The 17,098-nt window shown below is 60.7% G+C and carries 16 protein-coding genes; 5 read left to right on the top strand and 11 right to left on the bottom strand.

Translation table 11 applies throughout. From position 1 onward, the window contains the following. The first annotated feature begins 51 nt into the window (after nt 1–51). Nucleotides 52–450 (top strand): YbaY family lipoprotein, encoded by a 399-nt coding sequence (locus AB4N64_RS19560; RefSeq protein ID WP_460117592.1) that lies wholly within the window; start codon nt 52–54, stop codon nt 448–450. Nucleotides 451–476: 26 nt separating this feature from the next. Next, nucleotides 477–1,166: a DUF4197 domain-containing protein gene (locus AB4N64_RS19565; protein WP_460117594.1), complete on the top strand. Its 690-nt coding sequence runs from the start codon at nt 477–479 to the stop codon at nt 1,164–1,166. 45 nt (nt 1,167–1,211) lie between these two features. Here the strand turns inward: AB4N64_RS19565 and AB4N64_RS19570 are convergent, their stop codons facing one another. From AB4N64_RS19570 to AB4N64_RS19580, 3 genes are all read right to left on the bottom strand, one after another. Further along, the gene (locus tag AB4N64_RS19570) at nt 1,212–2,558 is read right to left on the bottom strand and encodes a Fic family protein (protein WP_460117596.1); all 1,347 of its coding nucleotides are present in this window, start codon (nt 2,556–2,558) and stop codon (nt 1,212–1,214) included. 102 nt (nt 2,559–2,660) lie between these two features. Further along, nucleotides 2,661–5,726, bottom strand: coding sequence for an efflux RND transporter permease subunit (locus AB4N64_RS19575; RefSeq protein ID WP_460117598.1), 3,066 nt, complete (start codon nt 5,724–5,726; stop codon nt 2,661–2,663). Nucleotides 5,727–5,732: 6 nt separating this feature from the next. After that, on the bottom strand, nt 5,733–6,833 hold the full coding sequence (locus AB4N64_RS19580; protein WP_460117600.1) for an efflux RND transporter periplasmic adaptor subunit: 1,101 nt from the start codon (nt 6,831–6,833) through the stop codon (nt 5,733–5,735). Nucleotides 6,834–6,927: 94 nt separating this feature from the next. Between AB4N64_RS19580 and AB4N64_RS19585 the strand changes: the two genes are divergently transcribed. Continuing rightward, a complete protein-coding gene (locus tag AB4N64_RS19585; protein WP_460117602.1) occupies nt 6,928–7,581 on the top strand; it encodes a TetR/AcrR family transcriptional regulator in 654 nt (217 codons plus the stop codon). Nucleotides 7,582–7,620: 39 nt separating this feature from the next. Here the strand turns inward: AB4N64_RS19585 and AB4N64_RS19590 are convergent, their stop codons facing one another. Beyond that, nucleotides 7,621–8,403, bottom strand: a complete 783-nt coding sequence (locus tag AB4N64_RS19590; RefSeq protein WP_460117603.1) for a class I SAM-dependent methyltransferase — start codon at nt 8,401–8,403, stop codon at nt 7,621–7,623. 93 nt (nt 8,404–8,496) lie between these two features. Between AB4N64_RS19590 and AB4N64_RS19595 the strand changes: the two genes are divergently transcribed. Beyond that, nucleotides 8,497–9,117, top strand: coding sequence for an energy transducer TonB (locus tag AB4N64_RS19595; RefSeq protein WP_460117605.1), 621 nt, complete (start codon nt 8,497–8,499; stop codon nt 9,115–9,117). 3 nt (nt 9,118–9,120) lie between these two features. Here the strand turns inward: AB4N64_RS19595 and AB4N64_RS19600 are convergent, their stop codons facing one another. The 7 genes from AB4N64_RS19600 to ppc form a co-directional block, all read right to left on the bottom strand. Then, nucleotides 9,121–9,816: an extensin-like domain-containing protein gene (locus AB4N64_RS19600; RefSeq protein ID WP_460117606.1), complete on the bottom strand. Its 696-nt coding sequence runs from the start codon at nt 9,814–9,816 to the stop codon at nt 9,121–9,123. Nucleotides 9,817–9,818: 2 nt separating this feature from the next. Beyond that, entirely contained in the window at nt 9,819–10,640 is an 822-nt protein-coding gene (locus AB4N64_RS19605) for an isocitrate lyase/PEP mutase family protein (protein ID WP_460117608.1), read from the bottom strand. 33 nt (nt 10,641–10,673) lie between these two features. After that, complete coding sequence (locus AB4N64_RS19610; RefSeq protein ID WP_460117610.1) at nt 10,674–11,534, bottom strand: DUF72 domain-containing protein; 861 nt, start codon at nt 11,532–11,534, stop codon at nt 10,674–10,676. After that, nucleotides 11,534–11,839: a hypothetical protein gene (locus AB4N64_RS19615; RefSeq protein WP_460117612.1), complete on the bottom strand. Its 306-nt coding sequence runs from the start codon at nt 11,837–11,839 to the stop codon at nt 11,534–11,536. The genes AB4N64_RS19610 and AB4N64_RS19615 overlap by 1 nt, the downstream gene beginning before the upstream one ends. A 259-nt stretch (nt 11,840–12,098) precedes the next feature. Next, nucleotides 12,099–12,773 (bottom strand): tRNA (adenosine(37)-N6)-threonylcarbamoyltransferase complex dimerization subunit type 1 TsaB, encoded by a 675-nt coding sequence (gene tsaB, locus AB4N64_RS19620; RefSeq protein ID WP_460117614.1) that lies wholly within the window; start codon nt 12,771–12,773, stop codon nt 12,099–12,101. 93 nt (nt 12,774–12,866) lie between these two features. Next, nucleotides 12,867–13,514, bottom strand: a complete 648-nt coding sequence (adk, locus tag AB4N64_RS19625) for an adenylate kinase (RefSeq protein ID WP_460117616.1) — start codon at nt 13,512–13,514, stop codon at nt 12,867–12,869. Nucleotides 13,515–13,802: 288 nt separating this feature from the next. Next, nucleotides 13,803–16,433, bottom strand: coding sequence for a phosphoenolpyruvate carboxylase (gene ppc / locus AB4N64_RS19630; protein WP_460117618.1), 2,631 nt, complete (start codon nt 16,431–16,433; stop codon nt 13,803–13,805). 214 nt (nt 16,434–16,647) lie between these two features. Here ppc and AB4N64_RS19635 point away from each other — a divergent pair, with 214 nt between their 5' ends. Continuing rightward, nucleotides 16,648–16,992 carry a pilin assembly protein gene (locus tag AB4N64_RS19635; RefSeq protein WP_460117620.1) on the top strand — a complete coding sequence of 115 codons (345 nt, stop codon included), beginning with the start codon at nt 16,648–16,650 and terminating at the stop codon, nt 16,990–16,992. The last annotated feature ends 106 nt before the right edge of the window (nt 16,993–17,098 follow it).

A 17,098-nucleotide genomic window follows, 5' to 3' on the forward strand; every position in this document is an offset into this window, starting at 1 on the left:
ATTGAACAGGGTGCCAGTTGCCGCTGGCACCCTTGATACGGAGATCGTCCGATGAACAAACTGCCCCTGATCGCAGCCGCCGTATTGTTGAGCGCCTGCCAACACCCGACCCCGGCGCCAAAGGCGTCACTCGATGGCGAAGTGTTTTACCTGCAACGCATTGCCCTGCCTCCCACGGCGGTCCTGAGCGTGAGCCTGCAGGACATTTCGCTCGCCGACGCCCCGGCCAAGGTCCTCGACGAACAGCGAGGCCCGGTCAAAGGCCAAGTGCCACTGCCCTTTCGCCTGAACTACGACCCACTCAAGGTCGAACCTAATCATCGTTACTCGATCAACGCTCGCATCGAAGTTGATGGCAAACTGTTGTTCATCACCACCGAGAATCACGCCGTGCGACTGGACGGTTCCGATCCCCAACCTGTGAGGGTTCGCGTCGACGCGGCCCGCTAAGTGTCTTTTTACAAAAGGAAGTTGCCATGCTCCGCCCTACCCTTCGCTTCGCCGGCCTGTGCGCAGGTTTGATGATCAGCGCCAGCGCCATGGCGTTGTCGCTCAGTGACCTGTCGCAGCAAGACGCCAGCGGCGGCCTCAAGGACGCCCTCACCCAGGGCGCGCAACTGGCCGTAAAACAACTCGGCACGCCGGGCGGTTTCAGTAACAACCCTGATGTGAAGATCGAACTGCCGGGCAAGCTGGGCAAGGTTGCCAGCAAGATGAAACAGTTCGGCATGGGTGAGCAGGTCGAACAGTTGGAAACCAGCATGAACAAGGCAGCGGAAACGGCAGTGGTACAGGCCCAGCCGATCCTGGTCGATGCAGTGAAAAAGATGACCGTCGAAGACGCCAAGGGCATCTTGAGCGGCGGCAACGACTCGGCCACCCAATACCTGAACAAGACCAGCCGCGAGCAGATCCGCGCCAAGTTCCTGCCGATCGTCAAGCAGGCCACCGACCAGGTGGGTCTGGCCAAACAGTACAACTCGTTCGCTGGCCAGGCGGCGACCATGGGCGTCGTGGATGCCAAGAGCGCCAACATCGAAAGCTACGTAACCGAGCAGGCGCTCAACGGTTTGTTCGAGATGATCGGCAAACAGGAAGAAACCATCCGCAAAAACCCGGCAGCCGCCGCGACCAGCCTGGCGAAGAAGGTATTCGGTACCCTCTAAGCACCCTCGAAACCCAACTGCAGGAGCGAGTTCACTCGCTCCTGCTCAAGTTCCCCCACCGGGCCGCAGGAAGAACACCCACTCGCGCCCGATCTTGCGTTTCTCGAACACATTCAACTCGACCAAACCATTCAGCGCTGCCGCTGCCGTGTTGTAAGAGCAGTCCAGGTTCTCTTTCACATTGACGGCCGTAAACTCCTTGGCCATTCCACTCTTCGCCACCTGGAAAACAGCTCGCTGTTTTTCGGTCAACCGGTGAAAAAAACCGGACGCCAGCAACCAGTCGTCAAAGCGGTCGGCGTACGCCAGGCTTTCGCGATAAGCCTGTGCGAAACCCCGTACGGCCCGCAAAATGACCGAGCATTGAAAGTCGATGAAGTACGTCAGGTCGAGATTGTCCGCCTCGCTGTTCAGATATGAGCGCCCGTATTTCACCGGCGCATTGCGCAGCAGGATGCTGATCGCAATATAGCGAAAGGCAGAAAAATCATTCTTGAACATGAACCAGTAGAACAGCGCACGGGCGACCCGGCCGTTGCCGTCGCGAAAAGGGTGCTCGTAGCCCAATGCAAAATGCAGTGCGATTCCCTTGATCAGCGGATGAAGATAATCCGCCTGCTCCGGGTCGTCGTGGCAATGGTTGATCCAGTTGGCCAACCTTTGCAATCGAGACACCAGACCCGCTGCCTGTGGCGGGACATGCACGGTGTTGCCCTCACCGTCCTGCACCACCACCTCATCGTTGTTCCTGAACGTCCCGGGCGAGTATTGGGCGTCATCGATACCCTCGACGCCTACCCGGTGCATGGCTGAAATCAGCTCGATGCTCAGCGGCTCATCGCGCTTCTCCCAGGCGTAGTTCATCATTTTGTAATTGCCGATCACCATCCGCTCATCCGGTGTTCGCGGCTGGCGTTTGCGTTTGAGCATGTCCTTGGCCACCCGCGTGGTGGTCGCTGCACCTTCGAGCTGACTGCTGCTGATGGCTTCGTCTTCGATCAAATCATTGAGCAGGTAGCTGAAATGCGCATGCTCGCCGATCTGACTGGTCATGAATTCCAGTGCTGCTGTTGTCGCTTGCCGGTCCACCGCAGAGATCGCCTTCTGCGCCAACGGCGTGAGCAGGTAGTGTCCCCATTGAAGCGGCTCGCCCAAGGGCAACAGGCGGGAGTACTGCGCAGCCCGCGCCTTCTTGACCAGTGCCCAGCAGAGGTGGGAATCCAGACCCGGAGCCCAGCGGTAGCGCAACTCGTCGAACGGACGATAGCGTCCCTGCTCGTCCAGGGGCATGAGCAGCGACAGGTAATCCGTCAGGCGCTCCTTGTGGGGCGACCGCCCCAACAGGTCGAACACCGGATCGATGGGTCCTTTCAACAACGGTGGTCTTTTCATCAAATGCTGTCTCAAAACCTCATGAAACCGAGGCTTGAGTACAGCATTCGGACCTCTTTGACTCAATATCAGAGGTTTCTGAAACATTTGTAGGAGCGGCGGTCACGTCGGCTCTTTTTTTACTCGAAACCACGCGGCATAAAGGGCTGGCAGGAACAGCAACGTGAGCGCCGTGGCGACGATCAGGCCGCCCATGATGGCCACGGCCATCGGACCGAAGAACACGCTGCGTGACAGCGGGATCATCGCCAGCACGGCGGCGAGCGCGGTCAACACGATCGGCCGGAAGCGGCGCACGGTGGCTTCGATGATTGCCTGCCACGGCTTGAGCCCGGCGGCGATGTCCTGTTCGATCTGGTCAACCAGGATCACCGAGTTGCGCATGATCATCCCCGACAAAGCGATGGTCCCCAGCATGGCGACAAAGCCGAACGGCTGACGGAACACCATCAGGAACAGGGTCACGCCGATCAGGCCCAAGGGTGCTGTAAGAAACACCATCGCCGTGCGTGAGAAACTGCGCAGTTGCAGCATCAGCAACGTCAGCACAACAACGACGAACAATGGCACGCCGGCTTTGACCGAGTTCTGTCCTCGGGCAGAATCTTCCACGGTGCCGCCGACATCCAGCAGATAGCCGTCGGGCAATTCGGCGCGGATCGGATCCAGCGTCGGCATGATCTGTTGCACCAGGGTCGCCGGTTGTTCCTTGCCGTAGATGTCGGCACGTACGGTGACGTTGGGCAGGCGGTTGCGGTGCCAGATGATGCCTTCTTCAAAGCCGTACTCCAGCGTGGCGATCTGCGACAGCGCCACGCTGCGACCGTTGTCGGTCGGCACGGAAAGACTTGGCAGCAACGACAACTCGGTGCGCTCGTGCACCGTGCCGCGCAGCAGGATCTCGATCAACTCGTTATCTTCGCGGTACTGGCTGACGCTGGAACCGGTCAGCGAGCTTTGCAAAAACTTCGACAGGTTGGCGGTGCTCACGCCCAGCGCGCGTGCACGATCCTGATCGACGTTCAGGTAAACCACTTTGCTCGGCTCTTCCCAGTCCAGGTGGACGTTGGCCACATGGGGGTTTTCGCGGACCTTGGCCGCGACTTTCCTGGCCAGGGCACGGACTTCCTCGATGTGTTCGCCAGTGACCCGGAACTGCACTGGATAACCCACCGGCGGGCCGTTTTCCAGGCGTGTCACGCGCGAGCGCAGGGCCGGGAACTGCTCGTTGAGCGTTTCAATCAGCCAGGTGCGCAGGGTCTCACGTTCTTCGATGGACTTGGCCAGCACCACGAACTGGGCGAAGCTCGCCGCCGGCAGCTGCTGATCCAGCGGCAGGTAGAAACGCGGCGACCCGGTGCCAACGTAGGCCACGTAGTTGTCGATGCCGGCGTGATCTTTCAGCAAGCCTTCAAGGCGTTTGACTTCTTCGGCGGTGTTGCTCAGCGATGCGCCCTCGGCCAGTTTCAGGTCGACCATCAACTCCAGTCGCCCTGAAGCCGGGAAGAACTGTTGCGGCACAAAACGAAACAACACAATGGAGGCAATGAACAACACCACCGTGGCCACTATTACCGTTTTTCGCCAGCGCACGCACCACTCCACCAACCCCCGGACGCGCTGGTAAAAAGGAGTGGCGTAAGGATCGGGCTGGCCGGCACCATGTTTGGCTGCGTGAATTTTCGCCAGGTCCGGCAGGAGTTTTTCCCCCAGGTACGGCACGAACACCACGGCAGCGATCCACGACGCCAGCAACGCGATGGTGACCACCTGGAAGATCGAACGGGTGTATTCGCCGGTCCCCGATTGCGCGGTGGCAATAGGCAGGAACCCAGCGGCCGTGATCAGTGTCCCGGTGAGCATCGGAAACGCGGTACTGGTCCAGGCGTAACTCGCCGCCTTGACCCGGTCGAAGCCCTGTTCCATTTTGATCGCCATCATTTCCACGGCGATGATCGCGTCGTCCACCAACAGGCCCAGCGCCAGCACCAGTGCGCCGAGAGAAATCTTGTGCAGGCCGATGCCCAGGTAATACATGCAGGCGAATGTCATTGCCAGCACCAGCGGAATCGCCAGCGCGACGACCATGCCGGTACGCACCCCGAGCGAGAAAAAACTCACCAGCAGGACGATGGCCAGCGCTTCGACCAGTACACGGACAAACTCTCCGACGCCGGTTTTCACGGCAGCGGGCTGGTCGGACACCTTGCTCAATTGCATACCGGCCGGGAGGTTTTTCTGGATGCGGGCGAACTCGATTTCGAGCGCCTTGCCCAGCACCAGAATATCGCCCCCGTCCTTCATGGCCACAGCCAGACCGATAGCGTCCTGGGACATGAAGCGCATGCGCGGTGCTGGCGGATCATTGAAGCCGCGATGAACCGTGGCGACATCCGATACGCGGAACGTACGATCACCGACCCGGATCGGGAAGTTATTGATCTCATCAACCGTCTGAAAATTTCCCGAGACCCGCAGTTGCAGTCGTTCGCTGCTGGTTTCGAAGAAACCGGCCGTGGACACCGCATTCTGCTCTTCGATCGCCTGCTGCACCGCAGCCAACGGCAGACCCAGGGTGGAGAGCTTGACGTTGGAGAGCTCGATCCAGATTTTTTCGTCCTGCAACCCCAGCAGCTCGACCTTGCCGACATCCTTGACCCGTTGCAGCTGGATCTGGATGCGGTCGGCGTAGTCCTTCAGCACCGCGTAATCGAATCCTTCACCGGTCAGCGCGTAGATGTTGCCAAAAGTGGTGCCGAACTCGTCGTTGAAAAACGGCCCCTGGATACCCGGCGGCAAGGTATGGCGAATGTCGCTGATCTTCTTGCGTGCCTGATACCAGAGCTCGGGAATATCCACCGAGTGCATGGAGTCCCGGGCCACGAACGTCACAGTCGATTCGCCCGGCCGGGAAAACGACACGATCCGGTCGTACTCACCGGTTTCCATCAGTTTCTTTTCAATGCGTTCACTGACCTGGCGAGACACTTCCTCGGCAGTGGCGCCGGGCCACATGGTACGGATCACCATGGCTTTGAAGGTGAACGGCGGGTCTTCGCTCTGACCGAGCTTGGTGTAGGAAAGCGCGCCGACTATCGCCAGCAGCAGCATCAGGAACAGTACGATCTGGCGATTACGCAGCGCCCATTCGGAAAGATTGAAGCCCATCGGGGATTACTCCTTATCCGCCAGATTGACCACGCGGTTGGAGCGATCCACCGGACGCACCTGCTGCCCGTCGTGAAGCACATGGACACCAGCCGCCACCACCCAATCACTGGCATTCAAGCCTTCGAGCACCGGCACGCTTTTCTCGCCGAATGCACCGACCCGGACCGGGGATTTCTTCAAAGTGTTATTGGCACCGAGCACCCACACGTAGGTGGCACCGTTTTCGGCGGTCAGGGCCGACAGCGGCACCGACAGTGCCACGACATCGGCGGTCTGGATAAAGACCCTGGCGCTTTGGCCCAACTCGGCGGGAACTTTGCCAGCGGTGAAAGCAATGCGCGCAGCAAACGTGCGGGATTTTGGATCGGCCGCTGGTGACAGCTCGCGAATTCGCCCGCTAAAGCGTTGGTCCGGCTGGGTCCACAGCTCCACCGATACGGGTTGTCCGACCTTGTAGCGACCAAAATTCTGTTCCGGCAAACTGATCAGCACTTCGCGCTCGCCATCGGTGGCCAGCGTGAAAACGGTCTGGCCGGCAGCGACCACCTGCCCCACTTCCACCGAACGCTTGGCGACCACGCCATCCTGGGGCGCACGCAGCACCGCATAGCTGGCTTGATTGTTCGAGACGTTGAATTCGGCCTTGATCTGCTTCACGCGCGCTTCACCGGATCGGTAAAGGTTTTCCGCATTGTCATATTGCGAACGGCTGACCAACTGGCGATCCATGAGGGTTTTGTAACGGTCACGCTCGGCGCGCACCATGTTCAGGTTGGCTTCGGCCGCAGCAACCTGGGCGCGAGTCGCTTCCAGTTGGAGGCGAACGTCCTGGGGATCAAGTTCCGCCAGCGGCTGATCGGCCTTGACCCGCTGCCCTTCCTCGACCAGTCGTCGGCTGACTTTGCCGCCGATGCGGAAAGCCAACTCTGGCTCATAGCGAGCCCGCACTTCACCGGGATAACTCTCCAGCGCCTGCACCGAAGGCTCTGGCTGAACCACCATGGCCGGTCTGACGGTGACCTGGGGCGCCTCCTCATGCCCGCAAGCGGACAATAAAAACGCCAGGCTGGCTGGCAATGCGAGGTATGCGACATAGCGGTACATGGTGAGTGACCTTTCGCCAATGGTGCTTGGAATAATTATACTGGCCAGTATGTTATTAATAGCAAACTCACCAGTCCAGTAATAAAAGCGAATAATGTCGAACAATCCCTCAGCATCCATCGGTCCGGGCCGTCCCAAGGATCTGGCTAAACGTCAGGCGATCCTTGATGCGGCGAAAACCCTGTTTCTGAGCAATGGATATGCGAACACCAGCATGGATGCTGTGGCGGGAGAAGCGGGCGTGTCAAAACTCACCGTCTACAGCCATTTCAACGACAAGGAGACACTGTTCTCTGCTGCGGTGGTGGCCAAGTGCGAAGAACAGCTGCCGCCGCTGTTTTTCGAATTACCGGACGGCATCGCCGTGGAATCGGTGCTGTTGAACATCGCCCGCGGCTTTCATCACCTGATCAACAGCGATGAGTCAGTGAACCTGCACCGTTTGATGATGACGCTGGGCAGCCAGGACCCGAAACTCTCGCAGATTTTCTTCGAAGCCGGCCCGGAGCGGATGCTGCTGGGCATGGAGCGCCTACTGGCCAAAGTGGATCAGAGCGGCGCCCTGCGCATCGACAAACCGCGCAATGCCGCCGAGCATTTCTTTTGCCTGCTCAAGGGCGCGGGGAATTTCCGCTTGTTGTACGGCTGTGGCGAACCCCTGACCGGGGAAGCAGCGGAGGCGCATGTGCAGGAGGTGGTGGGGTTGTTCATGCGGGCTTATGGGAGGGAGGCAGCGGCGAGCGGTTAGCTGCAAGCGGCAAGCTAAGGCCCGCTTGCAGCTTGCAGCTTATAGCTTGAGCGCTTTCTTGGGATAAATGTCATACCGACTGGATTTCCCATCCAAAGCATGACTCGGCTTCGGCCCGGCAATGCACGGCGCCTTTCGTGGGCGCTTGACCACTACCCGGTGGCTGGCCAGGGCCAGTGCCGCTTCGAGCAAGGCCGGTGCGTCCGGGTCATCACCCACCAGGGGGCGGAACAGGCGCATTTCCTTTTTCACCAGCGCGGTTTTCTCCCGGTGAGGGAACATCGGGTCCAGGTAGATCACCTGCGGCGGCTCGCCTTCCCAGTTGCGCATGACGTCGATGGAGTTGCCCTTGAGCAGGCGCATGCGCGCCACGATCGGCGCCACGTCGAAATCCTCCGCGCCCCGCGCCAGGCCATCCTCCAGCAACGCGCCTATCAACGGCTGACGCTCGATCAGGCTCATTTCACAACCCAGGCTTGCCAGCACGAATGCGTCCTTGCCAAGACCTGCCGTCGCATCCAGCACCCGCGGACGCACGCCTTGGGCGATGCCAACCGCCTTGGCGATCATTTGCCCGGTGCCGCCGCCGAACAGGCGACGGTGGGCCGCGCCTCCCTCGACGAAATCCACCCGCACCGGACCGGGCGCATCCGGTCCGAGTTGTTGCAACTGCAACCCCTGCTCGCCAACCTGCAAGGCGAATTCACCTTCAGTGACTTTCAGGGGCAAGCCCAGGCGCTCGGCCCATTGCTCGGCCTGTGGCTGGAACGCCGTATCGAGGGCTTCGACATGGATGCGGCACGCCGCCGGTTGCTCAATCATGGGAAAACACGCTCAAAAAATTAATGATCGGCAGAATCGGCCGATAACAACACTAACGAGCATTTTGCCAGAGCCGAGCCTCTACAGAAAAAAATGTCCAACATTCAACCCACATCGATTGGCTACATCTCGCCCTACGGCGATTTTGGCCTGCGAAATTCCCAGGCACTGAGCGGCGTCAGTCACCTGTGGCAAGATTTTTTTGCCCAGGCGCTGGCCGAGCAGTCGGGCGATGTGGTGCCGGCTTCTCTCGACTTTCCGCCGGTCGACCTAGAGAGCTCGGAGGAGCCCACGGTTGGCAGCGAGCTGTTGGCGCACATCATTGCCCAGCGTGAATGCAACGTCACGGAAACCGAGGTCAAGCCACCCGAGCCATTGTTCCTGCCGATTGCCGAGTTCGAAATGGACCTGGCCGACAAACCATTCCCACCGTTCCCGGCGGATGAAATCGTCGCGCAACAGAAACAGCAGGACTTCGAAAGCGGTTGGGTTCGCCCTATCGTACTGGCCAACGGTCAAGCGCTGCCGGTTCCTGGCGCCGCCGCTCAACCGCGTCCGCTGCATTTGCCAATCGCCGAGTTCGAACTGGACCTGCTGGACAAACCGTTCCCGCCGTACCCGCCTGAAGAACTGGCGGAGCAGCAGAAAAACTTCGATTTTGATATCGGTTGGGCACGCCCGATCGTCCTGCAGAACCTGCGCATCGCCGCGTAAATTTCAGCGACACACCCACCACGGCCCGACATCCAGATGAAAGTGATTGCGATGGGCGGCGTTGTAATCGGGGCTCAACACCACACTGAACACGTCGCACGCCGCATCACGGACCTGGCGTAGAAAGCGTGCGTCTTGATTATCCTTCGGCCAATCCTTGAGTACATTGATCGTGCGGCCATCGGCCAGGCGAAAACCGGCGATATCCAGGGCGTTGGCGGTGGCATGCTGACTGAGTCGGCCATTCTCGCGCCCATAGACATTGCGACAGGCAAAACTGCCGAGGTGATCGACGCGGTTGACGGCTTGCCCATAGACCGCCCGAGCCGCCGGTTGCAGTGCGTGGTGCTCGAACAGGGCAAACGACACCGCCAGTCGGCAACTGGCCAGGAAACTGCTGCTCAGCGCCACATCACCACCCTGCACCCGCAAGGCATCGGTCAGAGGACACTTGGCGTCCGGGCTGTCGGCCTGGGGCGCCACGCGCAGGCCGGAACTGTCCAGGGCCTGGGCGCAAAGCTGTGGATCGTCTCGCAGGCGCATCAGCTTATAGCGGGTCAGCAGGTTCGGTTCGGCCTTCACGTCCAGTGGTGCCCAAGGATTCCACTGCGGCGGCAGCGCGATCCAGCCACGCCACACACTCAACGACGCAGCGCTTCCCATCAACACCAGCACCAACAGCACCTGCAAGAACCGCATCGTCAGCCTTCGAACAATTGATTGGCCTGTGCGTAGGGCATGGACCGCGAGGTAAACGTGAATGTGCCCGAGGTCTTGATCTCTTCAGCCGCACGATAAAATTCACCCAACGCCGCCAGGGCGAGCGCCGAACCGACGCTGACTCGCCTGACGCCCATTTCGCTCAGTTGCTGGACCGTGAGCTTCAACCCGCCGGACATCAACACGTTGACCGGCTTCGGCGCCACGGCGCGCACCACGGCCAACACGTCTTCAGGGCTGCGCAACGCCGGCGCGTACAGCACATCCGCGCCCGCTTCGGAAAAGGCCTGCAAGCGGCGGATCGTATCGTCCAGATCGGGATTGCCGCGCAGGAAATTCTCGGCCCGGGCAGTCACCATGAACGTAAACGGCAGGCTGCGGGCCGCCGCCACAGCGGCTTCGATCCGGGCCACCGCATGATCGAAACAGTAGATGGGGGTATCCGGGCGACCTGTAGCATCTTCGATCGAGCCTCCCACCGCGCCAGCGGCGGCCGCCTGCAAGATGCTCTGCGCACATTCGACCGGGTCGTCGGCAAAACCGTTTTCCAGATCCACCGCCACCGGCAAATCGGTAGCGGCGACGATCGCTCGGACATTCTCCAGGGTCTGCTCAAGCGTCAGCCCACCATCGGGACGGGCACGGGAAAAGGCATAACCGGCACTGGTGGTTGCCAGCGCCTCGAAACCCAGGCTGGCGAGCATTTTTGCCGAGCCGGCGTCCCACGGGTTGGGGATGACAAAAGCCTCGTTGCGTTCGTGCAGTGCTTTGAACGCCTGGGCTCGACGGGTTTGCGCATCCATTGGCAGGCTCCTGGAAAGGGGAACGGATCCGCCTCAGAGCAAGCCAAGTTGTTCGGCGGCGGGTTCTCTGTATAGCTCAGGCAGCGGCGGGAGGCCAGGCAAACGCTCCATCAGCCGTGCGTGGAACCGCTGTGCCAGTTTCGCCGCGAACACGTTGTCCGAGGTGTGCAGGAAGATATAGGGCGTGCGCCCCTCTTCGATCCACAGGGCGATTTTCTCGACCCAAGGCACCAGGAACGGGTCGTTGGCTTCCAGTTGCGGATGGCCGATGAAACGCACTTGCGGCCATTGTGTGAAAGCCGCCGGGCGCGGAGGAACCCTGGGCTTCTTCGATTGCGCGTGGATCACCGCAGGCTCGGTCGAGGTGCAGCTGAACAAGGCACGCGGATCGAGGCAGATGCGTTCGACACCACGGTCCAGCAACAAGCGATTGAGGCTGCGCTCGGCATCGCCCTTGGCGAAGAACGCGTCATGTCGTACTTCGATGGCCAACGGCCGATCCACCGCATCGATAAACGCCGCCAGCTCATGCAAACGTTGCGGCGTGAAGCTTTTCGACAACTGCAACCACAGCGGCGCGACCCGGTCACCCAAGGGGCTGAGCAGTTGCAGGAAGGTCTCGGTGGCGGTCAATTGGTCGCGCAGGTCACCGCCGTGGCTGATGTCGCCCGGGAACTTGGCGGTGAAGCGGAAGTGTTCCGGCATGGTCTCGGCCCAACGCTGCACGGTGCTGGCAGCCGGGCTCGCGTAGAACGTCGTGTTGCCTTCCACGGCATTGAAGACTTGAGCGTAGAGGCCGAGGAAATCGGCGGGTTTGGCGTCCTGGGGATAAAGGTAATCGCGCCAGGCGTTTTCACTCCAGGACGGGCAGCCGATGAAGTAGGGCAGCCGCATCAGATGTACAGGTCGAGCCCCAGCACATCCGCATCCCAATCGACGAAGCCCGCCGTGCTGAGGTAACTGGCCAGGGCCATCGCCACGCTTTTGCTCATGGCGCGGTGGTAGATCATGTCTTGCTGACGGGCCGGCAGGTTGCTCAGACGTTGCGCGGTAGCCTTGGCAGCGCGAGCAGCCATTTGCTCCTCGGAAGGGATTTCCAGCTCGCCTTCGATATCGACGGACTCGTCCTCAACCACACGCCCTTTGCGAGGCTTGCGCTTGATGGGATACGAAGGAGTGGAAAGGCCGTCTATGCGCATAATGTCATGCTCGGTATCAATGATGGCAGTCTAGTGGCACTTAGTGCACTTCGCAAACAGCCGAGTGATAACTAGAACACAGAAAAGACAAAAGGTTTAAAACCAAGGTTATAAAACGACGATTGACGCGTTTGCTATTAGATAGCCATCTCGGGCAGGCCCGCTCCTACAGGGATCGATGCGAACACACATCCTGTGCCCGACTGAAAACCTGTGGGAGCGGGCTTGCTCGCGAAGAGGCCGCCTCGATACCCGCGAATCAACGCGCCTTGGGCGTCGCCACCTTGTCCCGCAGATAAACCGCCTGCGCCTCATCCGCCACGATCGCTTCCCCACGTTCCCAGGCGAATCGGGCCAGGGCCAGCAAGTCTTGGGCATGGGGCAACATGCCCGCATCCTGACCAATGAGGTCCACGGCAATGCGCTCGGCATAACCCCAACCGGTGCCCGCACCAAACCAGTCGCCGCTGGCATCGGCCGGCAACGCCGCGACTTGCGGCGGCAACACGGCTTCAGCGCCCACCAGGCGCATCTCCCCCGCCGTTTCGCGGTAGCAACCCCAATACACTTCATCCATGCGCGCATCGATGGCGGCGGCAACCTGGCTGACGCCATGTTCGCGATAGGCGCGCTGCGCCAGCACCGCAAGATTGGAGATCGGCAACACCGGCCGGTCCAGGGCAAACGCCAGCCCCTGCACCACACCAATGGCGATGCGCACCCCGGTGAAGGCGCCAGGCCCACGACCGAACGCGATGGCGTCCACCGCTTGCAACGTGGTCCCGGCGTCGGCGAGCAATTGCTGGATCATCGGCAGCAGTTTCTGCGCATGCAGGCGCGGGATCACCTCGTAATGGCTCGTCACTTTGCCGTCGTGCAGCAAGGCAACGGAGCAAGCTTCGGTCGCGGTGTCCAGGGCCAGCAAGGTACTCATCGATGTATCCGTAAAGAGAGTCAGAAAAAGTGCGCCAGTATAAACAACAACGGCCCGCAAGCGGGCCGTGGATGATGCAGCTGATCAGACTTTTCAGCTAAGGGCCGCAAGCACCTTGGCAGTGATCGCTTCGACCGAACCCACACCTTCGATATGGCTGTACTTCGGCTTGCCATTGGCCGCCGACAGGTTCTGGTAGAACGCCACCAGCGGTTTGGTCTGCGAATGGTAGACCGACAGGCGATGACGCACGGTTTCTTCGGTGTCGTCCTTGCGCTGCACCAGTTCGTCACCGGTGATGTCGTCCTTGCCAGCCACTTTCGGCGGGTTGTAGACGATGTGGTACACGCGGCCACTTGCCTCGTGTACACGGCGACCGGCGATACGCTGGACGATTTCTTCGTCCTCAACGGCGATTTCGACCACCGCGTCCAGTTCCACACCAGCCGTCACCAGGGCTTCAGCCTGGGGAATGGTGCGCGGGAAACCGTCGAACAGGAAACCGTTGGCGCAGTCGGACTGGGCGATGCGGTCCTTGACCAGTGCGATGATGAGGTCGTCGGAGACGAGGCCGCCGGCGTCCATGATGCTCTTGGCCTTGATGCCCAGCTCGGTGCCGGCCTTGACCGCCGCACGCAGCATATCGCCAGTGGAGATTTGCGGAATGCCGAATTTCTCGGTGATGAACTTAGCCTGAGTACCTTTACCGGCCCCGGGAGCTCCCAGCAGAATGACGCGCATCGATGTGCTCCTCAATTTTTTATATAGATAACGTCAGATTCGCCTCGTGGGGCCAATCTCAAAAATAGGGTCGTGACCGCCCAAACGGCCAAAGGCTGATCAAGATACACAGCAGGCTGCGCCCACACAAGCCGCCGAAAGTCGGAGAAACCGCTGTCTGCTGCGTCCTTTTGGCGCGGTTCCCCAAGTCGCAACCCCATCATTAACTGTCGCCTGACCGCATTTTTTGCGCAGCCAGACACGGGCATCCGACGCCTGCGCCGGATACCCGTGCCCACAGCAAAAACTCTAGCCGGTATTGCGCAAACCGGCGGCAATCCCCGCCACAGACACCAGCAGCGCCTGCTCCACCGGGCTGTCCAGCGCCACTTCCTGGCGCCGCGAGCGCGCCAGCAATTCGGCTTGTAATAGATGAAGCGGGTCGAGGTAGGTGTTACGCAAGCGGATGAATTCCAAGGTGTCTGGGCTATGTGCCAGTAGTTGCGACTGACCGGTCAACCCGAGGACGACCGAGCACGCCTGCGACAATAGGTCGCGTAACTGCGCACCCAATGGCAACAGGTCCGGCTCGACCAGCCGCTCGTCATAGGAGCGGGCAATGTCGGTGTCGGCCTTGGCCAGCACCATCTCGAGCATGTCGATGCGTGTGCGGAAGAACGGCCATTGCTCGCGCATCTGCCCCAGCAGTTCGCCTTCACCGCGCTCGAGCGCCTTGCTCAACGCCGCTTCCCAGCCGAGCCAGGCCGGCAGCATCAAGCGGGTCTGGGTCCAGCCGAAGATCCATGGAATCGCCCGCAAGCTTTCGATCCCGCCCGCTCGCCGCTTGGCCGGACGACTGCCGAGTGGCAGGCGCCCCAATTCCTGCTCCGGGGTGGACTGACGGAAATACTCGACGAACTGCGGATTTTCCCGCACCACGGCCCGGTATGCGCTGACACCGTCTGCCGCCAATTCATCCATCAAGTGGCGCCAGGCGGGCTCCGGAGGTGGGGGCGGCAGCAAGGTCGCCTCGAGCACTGCGGCGAGGTACAGGTTAAGGTTCTGTTCGGCGATGTCCGGCAGGCCGAATTTGAAACGAATCATTTCCCCTTGCTCTGTGGTGCGGAAACGCCCGGCCACCGAACCGGGCGGCTGCGACAGAATCGCCGCGTGCGCCGGTCCGCCGCCACGGCCGACGGTGCCGCCGCGACCGTGGAACAACAGCAACTCGACCTGTTGTTCACGGCAGATGTCCACCAGACGCTCCTGGGCCCGGTACTGCGCCCACGCGGCAGCCGTGGTGCCGGCGTCCTTGGCCGAGTCGGAGTAACCGATCATCACTTCCTGCGGCCCTTGCAGGCGCGCGCGATAACCCGGCAACAGCAACAGTTTTTCTATCACCGGACCGGCGTTGTCGAGGTCAGCCAAGGTTTCGAACAACGGCACTACGCGCATCGGCCGCAACACACCGGCTTCTTTGAGGAGCAGTTGCACGGCCAGCACATCGGAAGCGGCGCCGGCCATGGAGATCACGTAGGAGCCCAACGATGCACCCGGCGCGGCAGCCACTTCCCGGCAAGTGGCAAGCACTTCGGCAGTGTCGGCCGACGGTTTGAAATGTGCGGGCAGCAACGGTCGACGATTGTTCAGCTCACGCATCAGGAAGGCGATGCGCTCGTCCTCGCTCCAGTCCTCGAAGCGACCCAGGCCCAGGTAATCCGTGATTTCGGTCATCGCCGCCGAGTGGCGCGACGAATCCTGGCGCACATCCAGACGCACCAGGAACAGGCCGAAGGTCACCGCCCGGCGCAGGCAATCGAGCAATGGACCATCGGCGATCACGCCCATGCCGCACTCGTGCAGCGACTGGAAGCAAAGCTCTAGCGGTTCGAGCAGGTCGCGGTTGTTTTGCAACACATCAGCCGGCGGCGGTGTCGCGCTGGTCAGGGCGGCATGCGCCCAGTTGCGAGTGGCGCGCAGCCGCTCGCGCAATTGCTTGAGCACGGCCCGATAAGGTTCTGCGCTGTCGCCGGCCTTGGCCTTGAGCGCATCGTTGGCCTGTTGCATCGACAGCTCGGCGGCGAGCTGGTCGATATCGCGCACGTACAAGTCAGCGGCCATCCACCGTGCCAACAACAACACTTCGCGCGTCACGGCGGCGGTGACGTTGGGGTTGCCGTCGCGGTCACCGCCCATCCATGAAGCAAATCGAATCGGCGCGGCCTCCAGCGGTAGACGCAGGCCGGTCGCGTCTTGCAGGGCTTTGTCGGCCTTGCGCAGATAATTCGGGATCGCGTGCCACAGCGAATGCTCGATCACTGCGAAGCCCCATTTGGCTTCGTCCACCGGCGTCGGACGGGTGCGACGAATTTCTTCGGTGTGCCACGCTTCGGCGATCAGTCGCTGCAGCCTTGACTGAATCTGCTCACGTTCGGCGCTGGTCAGGTCGCGGTGATCCTGGGCCGCGAGTTGCGCAGCGATGGCATCGTACTTCTGGATCAGTGTCCGGCGCGCAACTTCCGTGGGGTGGGCGGTCAGCACCAACTCGATTTCCAGTCGTCCCAATTGCCGCGCCAGGGATTCGGCGCCATGGCCCTCGGCAAGCAGGCGGGTGAGCAACTCGGGCAACACTCGCGCCTCGAACGGTGCGGGTTGCGAATCATCTCGACGGTGAATCAGTTGATATTGCTCGGCGATGTTCGCCAGGTTGAGAAACTGGTTGAACGCCCGCGCCACCGGCAACAACTCGTCTTCGCTCAACTGGTTGAGGCTTGCGCTCAGTTCCTCGTCCATGGAACCACGCCGATCGGCCTTGGCGCCTTTGCGGATTTGCTCGATCTTTTCGAGAAAACCATCCCCGTACTGTTCACGAATGGTGTTGCCCAACAGTTCGCCCAGCAGGTGAACATCTTCGCGCAAGCGTGCATCAATATCAGTCATCAGCCGTTCTCCAGCGAAAGATCCAGGGTCTTGCAATGAGCTGCTTTGTGCACCAAGAGTGCCGCCGCAAAGCGCTACTTACAAGCAGACGACGAAGGGACTTTAAACCTTAAGCGCAACAGCTAGTCTTAAGAGTAAGCCGTATCACGGCTTTCGCCGGTCACGACCGGACACTTACTGGCCTGCTGCGAGCAGGCGCGCAATAGAGGTATTTATGAAAATCCGCGAGCTGGCCCAACATTGGGAAGAAACTGGCAAGGGACATCTGACTGACACCCGCTACTCGATTCACCTGGATGTGGAAGCCGCCGCGCGACTGGCGGCAATCGTAGACATGTACCCCAAACGGCACCCCGAAGAATTGCTCGGCGAACTGATAGGCGCCGCTCTTGAGGAGCTGGAAAAAAGCTTCCCGTACGTCAAGGGCTCGACCGTGGTCGCTACCGACGAGGAAGGTGATCCGTTGTACGAAGACGTCGGTCCGACCCCGCGTTTTCTCGCCCTTTCCCGTCGGCATCTACAGGACCTGGCGTCGGGTGGTGACAAGCAGAAGCACTGATTTTTCTTTGACTCCCTTCCTGTAGGAGCGAGCATGCTCGCGATGGTCGTCAACGATGACACGGGGCATCAGATTTCCCGCGTCGCCTGATCCTCCATCGCGAGCA

The sequence above is a fragment of the Pseudomonas sp. S2_C03 genome, assembly GCF_054668405.1.